General features: G+C 71.6%; 17 protein-coding genes. 12 read left to right on the top strand and 5 right to left on the bottom strand.

Annotated features, from left to right (window positions below; all coding sequences use genetic code 11):
- Both E7Z54_RS09110 and E7Z54_RS09105 read left to right on the top strand, forming a co-directional pair.
- The coding region (locus tag E7Z54_RS09110; RefSeq protein WP_136433023.1) for a DUF4153 domain-containing protein at positions 1–1,532 on the top strand (1,532 nt) is incomplete at its 5' end.
- Between the two features lie 74 nt (positions 1,533–1,606).
- Positions 1,607–2,020 (top strand): VOC family protein, encoded by a 414-nt coding sequence (locus tag E7Z54_RS09105; protein ID WP_136433021.1) that lies wholly within the window; start codon positions 1,607–1,609, stop codon positions 2,018–2,020.
- 26 nt (positions 2,021–2,046) lie between these two features.
- Here E7Z54_RS09105 and E7Z54_RS09100 read toward each other — a convergent pair whose 3' ends face one another.
- Complete coding sequence (locus tag E7Z54_RS09100) at positions 2,047–2,427, bottom strand: VOC family protein (protein WP_136433019.1); 381 nt, start codon at positions 2,425–2,427, stop codon at positions 2,047–2,049.
- A gap of 52 nt (positions 2,428–2,479) precedes the next feature.
- Here E7Z54_RS09100 and E7Z54_RS09095 point away from each other — a divergent pair, with 52 nt between their 5' ends.
- From E7Z54_RS09095 to E7Z54_RS09065, 7 genes are all read left to right on the top strand, one after another.
- Positions 2,480–3,316, top strand: coding sequence for an AraC family transcriptional regulator (locus tag E7Z54_RS09095; protein ID WP_206056096.1), 837 nt, complete (start codon positions 2,480–2,482; stop codon positions 3,314–3,316).
- A 30-nt stretch (positions 3,317–3,346) separates the two neighbouring features.
- Positions 3,347–3,946, top strand: coding sequence for a dihydrofolate reductase family protein (locus E7Z54_RS09090; protein ID WP_136433017.1), 600 nt, complete (start codon positions 3,347–3,349; stop codon positions 3,944–3,946).
- Positions 3,947–4,046: 100 nt separating this feature from the next.
- Positions 4,047–4,604, top strand: a complete 558-nt coding sequence (locus E7Z54_RS09085) for an NADPH-dependent FMN reductase (protein WP_136433015.1) — start codon at positions 4,047–4,049, stop codon at positions 4,602–4,604.
- 55 nt (positions 4,605–4,659) lie between these two features.
- Positions 4,660–5,094, top strand: coding sequence for a YkvA family protein (locus E7Z54_RS09080; protein WP_136433013.1), 435 nt, complete (start codon positions 4,660–4,662; stop codon positions 5,092–5,094).
- A 79-nt stretch (positions 5,095–5,173) separates the two neighbouring features.
- Positions 5,174–5,764, top strand: a complete 591-nt coding sequence (locus tag E7Z54_RS09075; protein WP_136433011.1) for a DUF664 domain-containing protein — start codon at positions 5,174–5,176, stop codon at positions 5,762–5,764.
- 7 nt (positions 5,765–5,771) lie between these two features.
- Positions 5,772–6,431: a VOC family protein gene (locus E7Z54_RS09070; RefSeq protein ID WP_136433009.1), complete on the top strand. Its 660-nt coding sequence runs from the start codon at positions 5,772–5,774 to the stop codon at positions 6,429–6,431.
- Between the two features lie 153 nt (positions 6,432–6,584).
- On the top strand, positions 6,585–7,229 hold the full coding sequence (locus E7Z54_RS09065; protein WP_136433007.1) for a hypothetical protein: 645 nt from the start codon (positions 6,585–6,587) through the stop codon (positions 7,227–7,229).
- Between the two features lie 6 nt (positions 7,230–7,235).
- Here E7Z54_RS09065 and E7Z54_RS09060 read toward each other — a convergent pair whose 3' ends face one another.
- Entirely contained in the window at positions 7,236–8,006 is a 771-nt protein-coding gene (locus E7Z54_RS09060) for an RNA polymerase sigma factor (RefSeq protein WP_136433005.1), read from the bottom strand.
- A gap of 430 nt (positions 8,007–8,436) precedes the next feature.
- Between E7Z54_RS09060 and E7Z54_RS09055 the strand changes: the two genes are divergently transcribed.
- Together E7Z54_RS09055 and E7Z54_RS09050 are read left to right on the top strand one after the other, a co-directional pair.
- On the top strand, positions 8,437–8,967 hold the full coding sequence (locus E7Z54_RS09055; RefSeq protein WP_136433003.1) for a hypothetical protein: 531 nt from the start codon (positions 8,437–8,439) through the stop codon (positions 8,965–8,967).
- Between the two features lie 483 nt (positions 8,968–9,450).
- The gene (locus E7Z54_RS09050; protein ID WP_136433001.1) at positions 9,451–10,122 is read left to right on the top strand and encodes a hypothetical protein; all 672 of its coding nucleotides are present in this window, start codon (positions 9,451–9,453) and stop codon (positions 10,120–10,122) included.
- 235 nt (positions 10,123–10,357) lie between these two features.
- Here the strand turns inward: E7Z54_RS09050 and trxA are convergent, their stop codons facing one another.
- Together trxA and E7Z54_RS09040 are read right to left on the bottom strand one after the other, a co-directional pair.
- Complete coding sequence (gene trxA / locus E7Z54_RS09045) at positions 10,358–10,720, bottom strand: thioredoxin (RefSeq protein ID WP_136432999.1); 363 nt, start codon at positions 10,718–10,720, stop codon at positions 10,358–10,360.
- A 35-nt stretch (positions 10,721–10,755) separates the two neighbouring features.
- Positions 10,756–11,520, bottom strand: coding sequence for a glycoside hydrolase family 25 protein (locus E7Z54_RS09040; RefSeq protein WP_136432998.1), 765 nt, complete (start codon positions 11,518–11,520; stop codon positions 10,756–10,758).
- 136 nt (positions 11,521–11,656) lie between these two features.
- On the opposite strand from E7Z54_RS09040, the gene E7Z54_RS09035 reads away from it, so the two are divergent.
- Positions 11,657–12,634 (top strand): NAD-dependent epimerase/dehydratase family protein, encoded by a 978-nt coding sequence (locus E7Z54_RS09035; RefSeq protein WP_136432996.1) that lies wholly within the window; start codon positions 11,657–11,659, stop codon positions 12,632–12,634.
- Here the strand turns inward: E7Z54_RS09035 and E7Z54_RS09030 are convergent.
- Positions 12,627–13,296 (bottom strand): MFS transporter (locus E7Z54_RS09030; RefSeq protein WP_136432994.1); only part of this gene is annotated, 670 nt, incomplete at its 5' end. The genes E7Z54_RS09035 and E7Z54_RS09030 overlap by 8 nt on opposite strands.

Here is a 13,296-nt window from a genome sequence, read left to right as displayed (position 1 = left end):
CCACGGTCCCGCCCCCCGTTCCGCCTCCCGCCCCGCCGGCGGCACCCACGCGGCCGCCGGCCGCCGTTCCCGCGCCGTCGATCCTCGACGACCTCCTGGGCGGCTTCTGGCCGGAGCGGGGAGTGCCTGCCCGGTCGTCCGCGCTCGGCGGTGCGCTGGCAGCCGGCCTCGTGGCCGGGATCGTGCTGCCGCTCCGCGACCTCGGCGTCGGCACCTTCGTCGTGCTCCTCGTGGCCGGCGCAGTGGTGTTCACCGCGAGCCGCCACCGCCGCGACCCGTTCAGCCTCGCCTGCGCAGGGCTGTGCGTCCTGCTCGCCGGCACGGCCGTCGTCCGGGACGCCGTCTGGATCGTGGTGCTGTGCCTGCTGACCGGGGCCGCGCTCTGCATCGTCGGCGTCACCCGCGGCAGGACCGTCCCGGGGTTCCTGCTCTCCGGGATCGCCTGGCCGCTCTCGGGCCTGCGTGGCCTGCCCTGGCTCGGCCGGACCCTCGGCCAGCTGATCGGGCTGGGTCACGGCGCCGCCCTGCTGCGCACGCTCGTCCTGTCCGGCCTGGGTCTGCTGGTCTTCGGCGCGCTCTTCGTCTCCGCCGATGCGCTCCTCGCCGAGTGGGTCGATGCCCTGCTCCCCGACCTGACCATCGACACCTTCGTGCTGCGGGCGTTCGTCACGGTGGCCGTCGCCGGCGCTGTCCTGGCCGCGAGCTACCTCGCCCTCAACCCGCCGCGTGTCGACCGGGAGGGCACCCCGGCGCGCGCGGTCCTGCATCGCTGGGAGTGGCTGGCGCCGGTGCTCGTCGTGATCGGCGTCTTCGCGGCGCTGCTGATCGCCCAGGCCACGGTCGCGTTCGGTGGCCACGACTACCTGCGGCGTACCACCGGACTCACCTACGCGGAGTACGTCCACCAGGGCTTCGGCCAGCTCACCGCGGCCACCGCGCTGACCCTGCTGGTGATCTGGGCCGCCGGCCGCAAGGCAGCGCGTACGACGCCGGCCGACCGGCTCTGGCTGCGGGCGTCCCTGGGGCTGCTGTGCATGGAGACGCTGGTGGTCGTCGCATCAGCGCTCTATCGCATGCACCTCTACCAGGAGGCCTACGGGTTCACCCGGCTGCGGCTGCTCGTCGACGTCTTCGAAGGCTGGCTCGGCCTGCTCATCGTGGCGGTGCTGGCCAGCGGGCTGGCGCTGAGGGCGGCGTGGCTGCCTCGGTTCGCGCTGGTCAGCGGCGCGGTCGCCATCCTCGGCCTCGCTGCGATCAACCCCGACGCCCGGATCGCCGAGCGGAACCTCGACCGGTACGAGGAGACCGGCAGGATCGACTGGTACTACCTCCAGGGCCTGTCCGACGACGCCGTCCCGGTGCTCGCCGAGCTGCCGGTCGAACAGCGTGACTGCGCCCTCACCGGCTGGCGCCAGGACGACGGCGACTGGCTCGAGTGGAACCTGGGCCGAGCCCGTGCCGCCGCCGCCGCCCCGCCCGCGGTGCCGAGCGACTGGTCCGACTTCGGCCGTCGCTGCCCGGACGACTCCTAGCCCGGACGACCCGGCTGTCGATCGACCCGGCGGTGCGGCCCGCCGCGCTCAGGTCGTCGCGCAACACTGGCGGGGTGACCGAGTACCCGCAGCTCCTGCACACGGCGATCGACACCACCGACGCACGGGGTCTCGCCGAGTTCTACCGCGAGTTCCTGGGCCTGCACTACCGCGAGGGCGACGAGCCGCCGGCGGACGGCAGCGCCGACGACGCCGACTGGCTGGTGCTCGTCGACGCGCGCGGCCACCGCAAGCTGGCCTTCCAGCAGGTGGAGCGCCTCGAACCGACGACCTGGCCCGAGCACGACGTACCGATGCAGATGCACCTGGACTTCACGCTCTCGAGCTTCGCCGAGCTGCAGCGGCACCGTGACCGGGCGGAGGCGCTGGGCGCCAAGCTGCTGCTGGACCGGACCGACGATCCGGACGAGCCGCTGTACGTGCTGGCCGACCCGGCCGGACACCCGTTCTGCATCTTCGTCGCCTGAGCCGGTCCGCGAGCGGGGTGCCGCGCTCAGTCCCGGGGCGGGCACAGGCAGAACGGGTGACCGTCGGGATCGATCATCACCCGGTAGGAGTCGCGCGCGGGCTGCTCCGGCGCCTCGGCCGCACCGAGGCCGGCGGCGTGCTTCACACCCAGCTCGAGGTCGGAGACCCGCAGGTCGAGGTGGAACTGCTGCGGGTGCTCCTGGCCCGGCCACTCGGGGCGCGCGTAGTCCTGGACCCTCTGGAAGTTGAGCGTCGCGTCGCGGGCGGTGACCTGGGCGTACCCGTACTCGGGATACTCGCCGGTGATCTCGCCGCCCATCAGGTCGGCGTAGAACCGAGCCAGTCGACCGGCGTCGGAGCAGTCGATGGTGAACGCGATGAGTCCGGTGACAGGTGTGGTGGTCATGCTCCTGAGCATCGTCGCTCGGCTGTCGGTCGGTCTTGCAAGAATCCGACAGGTGACCTGGTCCGTTGATCGCCCCATGGACGTGGCCGAGCCGGCGCACCTGCGTGACGCCCGCGGCTTCAGCCCGTCGCTGCGCCGGTACGCCGCGCCGGCTGGGCTCGCCGACGTGGTCCGGCGGTTCTGGGTGCCGGTCTGGTCCCTGGCGCCGGGAGCGGTGTCGACGCAGCGGGTGCTGCAGTACCCGGTCTGCCAGGTCGTCGTCGGCCACGACGGCGCGCAGCTGGTCGGCCCCCACAGCGGCCTGGGCACCGAGGAGCTGCGCGGCAGCGGCTGGGTGGTCGGCGCGATGCTGCAGCCGGCCGCCGGCGCGGTCCTGGCTCACGGCCCGATGACCGAGCTGACCGACCGTCGCCGCGACCTGACCGACGCGACGCTGCTCCGGGCCGCCGAGGTCGTCTCCCGGATCCGGGAGGTGATGGCTCCCGACCCCGGTGAGGTCGCCCGCCAGCAGCAGGCGTGCACGCTGCTCGGCGCGGCGCTCGCCGATGTGCTTCCCGTCGACGAGGAGGGCCGGCTCGTCAACGCCATCGTCGAGTACGCCGAGGGTGAGCGCGAGATCCGCCGGGTGGGCCAGATCTGCGAGAAGTTCGGCCTCACCGAGCGCACTCTGCAACGGCTGATGGCGCGGCGGGTCGGGCTCTCACCGAAGTGGCTGATCCAGCGGCGGCGTCTGCACGACGCCGCCGAGCGGCTGCAGGCGGGCGACGCGGTGGACCTCGCGCAGGTCGCGGCGGACCTCGGATACTCCGACCAGGCGCACTTCACCCGCGACTTCCGATCGGTCACCGGCCTCACCCCGGGTGCGTTCGCCGCGGAGCCGCACCGATGAGTTCGCCCGCCGGCGGCGGTCGGACCAGGCATGGGAATCGTGACCGCTGACATCGCCGTTACCCTCGACGGGTACGGCGCCGGGCCGGGCCAGTGCCTGGAGCGCCCCTTCGGCACGCTCGACGAGCGCCGTCTGCACAGCTGGATGTTCGAGCACGCCGACGACAGCAGCGAGGAGATCGCGGCGATCGTCGAAGCCGACGCCTTCGTGATGGGACGCAACATGTTCGGCCCCGACCGCGGCGACTGGGACCTCGACTGGCACGGCTGGTGGGGTGACAGTCCGCCGTACCACGCGCCGGTCTTCGTCCTCTGCCACCGCGAGCGTGAGCCCGTGCCCATGGAGGGAGGCACCACGTTCCACTTCGTCACCGACGGGATCCACTCCGCGCTCGCTCGGGCCCGGGAGGCGGCCGGCACCGGGAATGTCGCGATCGCGGGAGGCGCCACCACGATCAACCAGTTCCTGGCCGCCGGCAGCATCGACGAGCTGCGGCTGCACGTCGTGCCGTACGTCGCCGGCGCCACCGGCGGGTCCCGGATGTTCGACGGCGTCGCGGACGTCGCGCTGGAGCAGGTCGGCGCCCGGCAGACGCCGCACGTCATGCACCTGACGTACCGCCGGAGGTGACCCGACACGCCCGACCCGGCGGCGGGGCGACTGTCGGCGAGGGCACCCGGGTACCGCCAGGGTGTCCACCCGAACGTCCCTTCACGACCAGGGAGGCACGATGACGAACATTGCGATCATCCTTGGCAGCACCCGGCCGAACCGGAACGGCGAGGCGGTGGCCGACTGGGTCGCCAAGCAGGCGAGCAGCCGGCAGGCGACGTACGACCTGATCGACCTGCGGGATCACCCGCTGCCGCACCTGGACGAGCCGGTCCCGCCGTCCATGGGCGACTACCGCAACGAGCACACCAGGAAGTGGGCGGAGACGATCGCCGCGTACGACGGCTTCGTGTTCGTGACGCCGGAGTACAACCACTCGACCTCCGGCGTGCTGAAGAACGCGCTCGACTACCTCTACGCGGAGTGGAACAACAAGGCGTGCGCGTTCGTCGCCTACGGCTCGATGGGCGGCACCCGGGCGGTCGAGCACCTGCGCGCGATCGCGAGCGAGCTGCAGATGGCGCACGTGCGTCAGCAGGTGTCGTTCACGTTCCTCAACGACTTCGACGACTCCTCCGAGTTCGAGCCGGCAGCGGTGCACGACGACGAGGCGCAGACCATGTTCGACCAGCTGGAGAGCTGGACCGAGGCGCTGCGCGCGGTACGCGCCGCCTGAGCGAGGGCGCTCCTAGGCACCGTCCCGCCGCGCGAACTGTGCCACCCTGTCCGTCGTGACCGGACGGCCCTGGCTCGACGTGGTGGTCGCGGTGGGCGCGGGCCTCCTGCTGCTCTGGGCAGCGCTGATCGTCGCGCTCTGGGCCACCAGGCCGCACGGCTCCCTCGTGAACGAGTCGATGCGGCTGGTGCCGGACCTGCTCCGGCTGCTCGGGCGCCTGGTCCGGGACCGCTCCCTGGCCCGCGGAGTCCGGATCCGGGTGTGGCTGCTGCTGGGCTACCTCGCGCTGCCCATCGACCTCGTACCCGACTTCATACCCGTGCTCGGCTACGCCGACGACGTCGTGGTGATCGCGATCGTGCTGCGCTCCGTGGTGCGGCGAGCGGGTGCCGACGCGATCGACCGTCACTGGCCTGGCTCTCCCGACGGACTCGCCGCGGTGCATCGGCTCGCCCGGACGACGCCGACGACAGCTGCACCCGGAGCCTGAACGGGTCCGGGGCGTCCAGGGATCGTTACCCGCCAGTCACCCCTACCGGTTGTCGGCGGTCCGTCCTAGCGTCGAGGCCATGACCGCGACCACGACGTATGCCTCGTCCGTGACCCGCCCCGAGCCGCCGCTGGCGGGCGACGAGACCGCCACGCTGCTCGGCGCGCTGGAGCGGCAGCGAGCGACCCTCGCCTGGAAGTGCGGCGACCTCGACGAGGAGGCCCTCGGCCTGACTCTCGGTGCGTCGACGATCACCCTCGGCGGGCTCCTCAAGCACCTCGCGCTGGTCGAGGACGAGGTCTTCACCAAGGCCCTGCTCGGCCGGCCGCTGCCCGCGCCGTGGGACGCCGTCGACTGGGCGGGCGACCCCGACTGGGAGTGGCACTCCGCGGTCGATGACAGTCCGGAGCGGCTCTACGCCCTCTGGCAGACCTCGGTACGCCGGTCGCGGTCAGCCGTCCGCACCGCGCTCCGCGCGGGTGGGCTCGACCTCACCGCCGACGTGACGTTCGCCGACGGCAGGCCGAGCCTGCGTCGCCTCGTGGTGGACATGATCGAGGAGTACGCCCGCCACGTCGGCCACGCCGACCTGATCCGGGAGTCGATCGACGGCCTCACCGGCGAGGATCCGCCGAGCGACGTGCCCGCGTACCCGGCGCTCGAGTCCTGAGCACGCCATGGGACGCGACTACGAGATCATCAAGCCCGCCCAGTTCAGCGAGGCGGAGGGCGTCGACGACTGGCGGGTGCTGTGGTCGCAGGCGTTCGCGCTCTTCCGCACCAAGAACTTCGCCACCGGCCTGCGGCTGGTCAACGAGATCGGCCGGCTGGCCGAGGAGGCCGACCACCACCCCGACCTCAACCTCCGCTACGGCGTGTTGGAGGTGCGACTGTCCACGCACGCGACCAGGTCGCTCACCGACGCTGACCTCGACCTCGCCCAGAGGATCTCCGCCGCTGCCCGCGACCTGGGCGTCCCGGGCGACCCTGGGGCCATCCGCACCTGGGAGTTCGTCCTCGACGCCCTCGACGTGGACGCCGTGCGACGCTTCTGGGCGGCCGTGCTCGGGTACAAGCTGGTCGGGGACGACGACATCGCGGATCCGCTCGGGCTCTATCCGCCGGTCTACGTGCAGCAGATGGACACGATGCGCGAGGGCCGCAACCGGATCCACATCGACCTCGGCATCCCGCATGATGCCGCCGAGGCTCGCGTGGCGGCGGCCCTGGAGGCAGGTGGCCGGCTGGTCAGCGACGAGCACGCCCCCGCCTGGTGGACGCTCGCCGACCCGGAGGGCAACGAGGTCGACGTGGCGACCTGGCAGGGACGGGACTGAGCGCTCCCCTCGTCCCCACGTCCGCATGCCCGCGCGGCACGGCGGACCCGCCGCCCCGACCTGTCGGGTGATGGACCAGAATCCTCAGTCCTGACGCGGGTTTCGCGCAGCCGTTCGGGTATCGAGGCACCATGACGCGACGAGGGGGATGTCGTGGCTGACCGCCAGGGGTGCGCCTGCGAGTCGACGGCGTACGACGCCGGCCCGGCGTCGTACCAGCGCTTCGGCGTGAACTGGATCCGCCGCGTCCTCGACAGGGAGCGGGTCCTGCGGACCATCGACGACGTGCTGGGCGAGAAGATCGAGCTCGGGCCGATCGGCGCCGGCCCAGGCCGCGCCTTCGCCAGCGTCAGCATCCTCGGGCAGTTCCACCCGACCAGCGGCGAGGAAGTCCCGGCCGAGCTCCTGACCTATGCCGTCAACCTGCCGATCAGCGTCGTGTTCGACCTCGCCCTACCGCTGGACACGCTCACCTTCAGCGCGGAGGTCCTCGTCCCCCTGGTGGTCGTGGTGCACACCGAGGAGCCGGTGTGCCTGCGCCTGGAGATCCGGGTGCCGACCGAGGACCAGATCGAGCTGCACCTGCACACCGACACGCGCCGCGGGCGGACACTGCAGAGGATCGCCGGCCTCGAGTCCGAGCTACGTCGCTTCCTAATCAAGGTGCTCACCACCGAGCTCGACAAGCCGTACGTGAAGCGGGCCACCTTCCTCGACATGGAGCAGCTGATCGACCACGCGTGGCCCGCGCTCAGCTCCCAGTTCCTGCCGCAGGGACCGGACGACCGCAAGGGATGACCGGTGTCAGCTCGCGGGTGCCTGGGCAGACTGTGAGGCCATGCGCCGGCAGAAGTGAAAGCGACTGTTCACACGCTGGAGGTCCGTGCAGGACCTGGCGCACACCACGCACGCCTCCAGGTGGGAGGCGATCCGGCAGGCAGCACGCGTGCTGAGCCCTGCCCGGACGTAGCGACCCAGGCGCTCGCGCACCCACCCGCACTCGCTCGACGTCGCCGCCACGCACCTGACCAGCTGCTCGAGGTACGCCGTGCGCAGTCCCTCGCGTGCCCGGTAGGCGAGTGAGGCGACAGCGGCCGGGTTGAGCCCGAGCCGATCGGCGACCTCGCGGACGTGCAGCTCCTCCACCTCGATCAGCCAGAGCACCCGTCGCCATGCGTCAGGCAGCGTCGCCAGCGCGGCCGCGGCGTGGTCCTCGCAGAAATCCTCGGGGATCTCGTCCACCGGGGGTGTGATGTCCTCCAGCAGCCATGGCTGATGCGAGACCGGATCCTCGTGGCCGCTGCGGCGCCGGAGGTCGCGATGCCGGTTGCGGATCGCTGTGAACAGGTAGCCGCGGAAGTTGCTGGAGGGGCCGGCGCCGGCGCGGAAGCGGGCGACGATGCGGACGAACACGTCCGACAACAGGTCCGCGGCCTCGTCAGGGCCCGCCAGCACCTGGGCGAGCCGTAGAGCGGGGCCGCGGTAGATCTCGTACAGCGCGGCAACAGCCGAGTCGTCGCCGCTTCGGGCTCGGGTCAGGAGGTCGGCGTCGTCGAGTGGCGCTGGATGGAGCATGGGCGGGCCTATCGGAAGCAGTTCGTACCAGCGCTGCCCCGAGCGCGACCCTGATGTCCTCGACGGTAACCGCGGGTTCGTCGCTGCCTGACTGGGATCGGAGTTTCTTTACTCGGTTTTTGTCCCGGGCGACGTCATCGCTCCGCGTCCGACCCGTCCGTGTCTATAGGGCCCCTTGCGCCCAGTCGTCCTGATGCTCCCGTCGGGCCGGCGAATCTCAGTTCAGGAGTGCCTTCTTCATGGGGACAAGAGGGACAGCACGAGAGCGACATGGGGTCGCTCTCGTCGTCGGGCCAGCAGGTGTGGCGCCTTCGCGCGCCACAGCGCCTGCGTACGCAGTGCTCGACACATCCAGCAACGACTCGTTCACCGACGAGTCCACTGCGACCGGGTCGCTTCGCGCGGCCCTCTATCGAAAGGCTCCCATCGCATGAAGCGAATACTGTACGCGCCACTGTGCGCGCTGATCCTGTTGCTCGGCGCCCTCGTCGGCGTCACCACCATGACACCGGCGGCCGCCGCCGATGTCTGTCCCGACGGCGATGGCTGGGACAAGGTGGACGGCCTGTCCGGAACCAGCTACACCTACACCCCGCCAGAGGGCTTCACGGTCACCCAGAACTGCTACAAGGCATCGACGACGGTGAGGTTCGGCTCCGGCCCCACAGTGACGTCCACGGTCAAGAACAAGAACGGGAAGGTTCAGGACCTGAGTCACGCCTCGTTCCTGCTCGTCCCCGAGAGTGACGGCGGCGACGGCGGGAACGGCGGGAACGGCGACAACGGCGACAACGGCGACAACGGCGGCAACGGCGGCAACGGCGACAACGGCGACAACGGCGACAACGGCGGAGTCGGCGGAGTCGAAGAGGAGCGTGGCGACGACGGCGAGAAGGGCGGCGACGTCGGTGGCGTCAGCGAGGAGGGGCCGGGGATCGGCCTGCCGCAGACCGGAGCGTGAGCACCCCATCGAGCCCGGTCTGAGACGCCGGACTGGTCAGTCCACGGCAGCCCCTTCCGACTGACCCGGTTTAGGCCCGCGTTCGCCCCGTCACCGCCGACCCAGGCGTGGCGGGGCGAACGTCTGTCGCGGGTAGCTCGGAAGGACCGGCTCTTCTTTACACGGGTTTTGTCCGGGGCGGCGTCATGCGTGCTCGCGCGCGCCGTCCTTCTTGCGTGGGCCCCTTCGGGGGCCCGGTCGCCCGCGATGCTCCCGTCCGGACGGCGAAACTGAGTTCAGGAGTGCCTTCTTCATGGGGACAAGAGGGACAGCACGAGAGCGACATGGGGTCGCTCTCGTCGTCGGGCCGGCAGGTCTGACGCCTTCGCGCGCCACAGCGCCTGCGTACGCAGCGCTCGACACATCCAGCAGCGATTCGATCTCGGGCGAGTCCGATTCGAACGGGACGCTCGATGCGGCCCACTACCGAGAGGCTCCCTCCGCATGAAACGAATCGTCTACGCGCCCCTGTGCGCGCTGATCCTGTTGATGGGAGGCGTCGTTGCCGTGACCATGACGGCCCCGGCGTCTGCCAGCGACCACCGGACGCCCGACATGATCTGTCACCCTGTCAACGGACAAGGTGAGACCAAGGCGGGCTACAACCTGATCTCACCCGACCAGGCTTCCTCCCACATCGACGAAGAGACCGGGGCCCCCAAGCACGAGGCTGAGGGTCGGGTCGATGTCGTGCTCGGCGACGACCTGTTGTGCCCCGGTGAGCAGCCGGCGCAGGAGCTCTGCCCTGAGGGCACCGACAATGCAGGGCAGACGATTCCCGAGGGTCAGACCGAGGAGGAGTTCTGCGACGACCCGGATGCCGCGGTGTGCCCTGAGGGGACCGACAACGCGGGGCAGACGATACCCGAGGGTCAGACGGAGGAGGAGTTCTGCGACGACCCGGATGCCGCGGTGTGCCCTGACGGCACCGACAACGCGGGGCAGCAGATCCCGGTTGGTCAGACGGCCGAAGAGTTCTGTGACGACGAGGTCGGTGGCGTGGACGACGACGATGACGACGACGACAACGGCGATGTCGGTGGAGTCGACGACGAACCCGACGGGGTCGGGGGATCCCGGAACGTTCCGGCGGACCTGCCCAGGACCGGAGCGTAGCCACGGCTGCTCCTGCTCCCCACCTGCGGTGTGGGGGCGGGAGCACCATGAACCGGCCTGTAGAGCCGACCGGTCAGGTGCGGCGTCCCCTTCCTCCTGACCACGGTGCAGGCGCCCTCATCATTTCGGGAGCGGTGAGGGCGTCAGGCCACCGGCTCCAGCCGGCGTTCGTCCCGCCATCGCCAACCCAGGCGTGGCGGGGCGAACGACATGCCCCAAGGCCCGTGGAGGCGGGTCACTCGTCGTCGGCGTCTGTGTCCTGGAGCGCCGCATCGACGTCGAAGTCGCGGACCGCGGCGATCACCTGCTCCAGGGCGGGCTTGGGCAGGGCGCCCGCCTGCGAGAAGACGAGCGCGCCCTTCTTGAAGGCCATCAGGGTCGGGATCGAGGTGACCCGCGCGGCAGCAGCGAGCTGCTGCTGCTCCTCGGTGTTCACCGAGCCGAAGACCAGGTCGTCGTGCTGCTCGGCGGCAGCCTCGTAGATCGGGGCGAAGCTGCGGCACGGGCCACACCACGACGCCCAGAAGTCGACGAAGACGATCTGGTTGTCGAGAACCGTCTGCTCGAAGTTGCCTGCGGTCAGGTCGATCGTGGCCATGGAGTTTTCAACGTTCTCCGGTCCGCGGTATTCCGCTAGGCGGGCCCCATCAGGTTCAGGTCCACGCCGCCGGCGATTCCGGGCACGGAGCCGCTGTCGTCGTACTGCCAGATGTGCCACGGCCGTCGAGGCTCGGCACGCCCCAGCCGGCGTACCCACTGCGGGTACCGGGCGAGCTCCCGGGCGAAGCGGAACCGGTCCTCGAACTCCGGGTAGAGGTAGACGACCGGTGTCGCGCCGAAGCGCTCCTCGACGACGGCCAGGAAGGCTCGGACCTCCGCGAGGAGCTGTCCGCGCTGCGGCGGGGTGTCGCAGCTGCCGGCGAGCTCGAGATCCACGGCAGGCGTCAGCCCCTCGGGGCCGCCGTTGTCACCGAGCACGTCGGCGAAGTGAGCCGCCTGCGCGGTCCCGTCGGAGCAGAGCTGGAAGTAGTGGTAGCCGCCGACCGCGATGCCTGCCCGAGCGGCGTTGCGGCGGTGGGCGGCGAAGCGGGGATCGACGAAACCGGTGCCCTCGCTCGCCTTGAGGTAGGCGAAGGTGATGCCGTGGTCGGCCACCCGCCGCCAGTCGATCGGGCCCTGGTGGTGCGACGCGTCGATCCCCTTGACCGGCTCCTCCCGCCCGGGCCTCGCCGTCGGCGCCGGCGGGGTGGTGGGTGTCGCCGGCGACGTGGGCGCGGCCGAGGATGTCGCCGGCGTGGTGGTCGTGGGCACGCCGTCCTTGGGCGGCTCGCCGCCACCGCAGCCGCAGAGCACGGCGGTCGCGAGCAGGGCGAGGAGCGCGGGGAACGGGCGACGCACGGTGCCAAGCCAACCACGCCGTGTCCGACCAGCGCGGTCGAGCGGCACGGCGCCGGCCCGGCCGGTCACGTGCTGACATTCCGCCGGGAGCGGAAGGCCCTTCCCCGATCGCTGCCGGAGGGGCTGAGATGGCGCCATGAGGCTCCTCGTGCTCGGCGGCACCGTGTTCTTGTCCCGTGAGATCGCAGCCCAGGCGCTGCGGCGTGGCCACGAGGTGGTGTGCGCCTGTCGCGGTGAGTCGGGCGGGGTGCCCGAGGGCGCGACGCTGCTTCGGTGGGACCGTGGGCAGTCGGCGCCGGACGAGCTGACCACGGGGTCCTTCGACGCCGTCGTCGACGTCAGCAGGGTGCCGTCTCACGTCCGCCGCGGCCTGGACGCGGTGTCGGACGCGCACTGGGTCTTCGTCTCCACGATCTCGGTCTACGCCGACGACGCCGATCCCGGGGGCCCCGGCGTCGGAGTGCTGCACGAGCCGAGCGCCGACGACGTCGACCTCCGCGTGTCGCCGGCGGCGTACGGACCGATGAAGGTGGCGTGCGAGGAGCTGGTGCTGTCGCGCGCGGCCAGCGCGACCGTCGTGCGGCCGGGCCTCATCGTCGGCCCCGGCGACCCGTCCGGTCGCTTCACCTACTGGGCCGACCGCTTCACCCGCGACGGCGAGGTGCTGGCGCCGGGCGACCCCGCCGCCGTCGTACAGGTGATCGACGTGCGGGACCTCGCGGCCTGGATCGTCACCCTCGCCGAGGATCGCCGGGTCGGCGTCCTCGACGGTGTCGGCCAGCCGATGTCGTTCGCCGACCTGCTGCGCGCCTGTGCGCCGAGCGCCTCGCTGACCTGGGTCGACCAGGAGTTCCTGGGCGATCACGGCGTGGAGCCGTGGACCGGTCCCGACAGCCTCCCGGTGTGGCTGCCCCGACCCGCCTACGACGGCATGCTGGCGCACTCCCCTCAGCCCGCCCTCGACGCGGGGCTGGTCCTCCGCCCGGTCGGCGAGACCTGTCGTGACACCCAGGCATGGCTGCGGGCGGACCCGGCCGCGCGGATCACCGGGATCACGGCCGAGCGTGAGCAGGAGCTGATCGGGGCCTGGGGCCGCCGCGGGGGCGTCAGCTGACCTGATGCTCGTCTGCCACCGGGGCCACCGCGACCGCGACGAGCGGGAGCAGGCCGGCCACGGCGAAGGCCGCCCCGTATCCCCACTCGGCGATCACCACGCCGGCCAGGGGCGGGACGAGCGCCGCGACGAGGTACTGCGAGGTGTTCTGGACCCCCAGCGACCGCCCGGACCAGAACGGACCGGCCCGCTCGGCCACGGCGGTGTACGCCAGGCCGTTGTCCGCGACGGTGACCGTGGAGGCCACGACGAGCAGGGTGACGGCCACGACGGCTGCGGCCATGCCGGGCAGTACGGAGACCGCACCCAGCGCCAGCATCGTGGCCGCAGCGGCCCCTGCGATCCACCTCATCGGCCGCATCCGGCTGGCCACCGTGTCGGAGAGGTACCCGGCGGCGATCCGTCCGGCCGCGCCGAGGAGCTGGGTGAGCGCGACGACCAGGCCGGCGAGCCCGGCCGCCCAGCCGAGATCCTCGACCAGCCAGGTCAGCCCGAAGGTCCACACCACGAACTGCGGTACGACCAGCATCGCCGAGGTCGCGTGCACGCGCGCGAGGTAGGCGTCGGCGCGGTAGGGGCTCGGCGCGGGTCCCGCCTCCCTCGCCGGGGGGCGCGGCGGGTCGGCCAGGACCAGGGCGACCAGCGCCAGCGAGAGTGCGGCG

The organism is Nocardioides sp. (assembly GCF_004803405.1).
GTDB classification, from domain to species: Bacteria; Actinomycetota; Actinomycetes; order Propionibacteriales; family Nocardioidaceae; genus Nocardioides; species Nocardioides vastitatis.
This window is presented reverse-complemented; position numbering and strand designations above follow the sequence as displayed.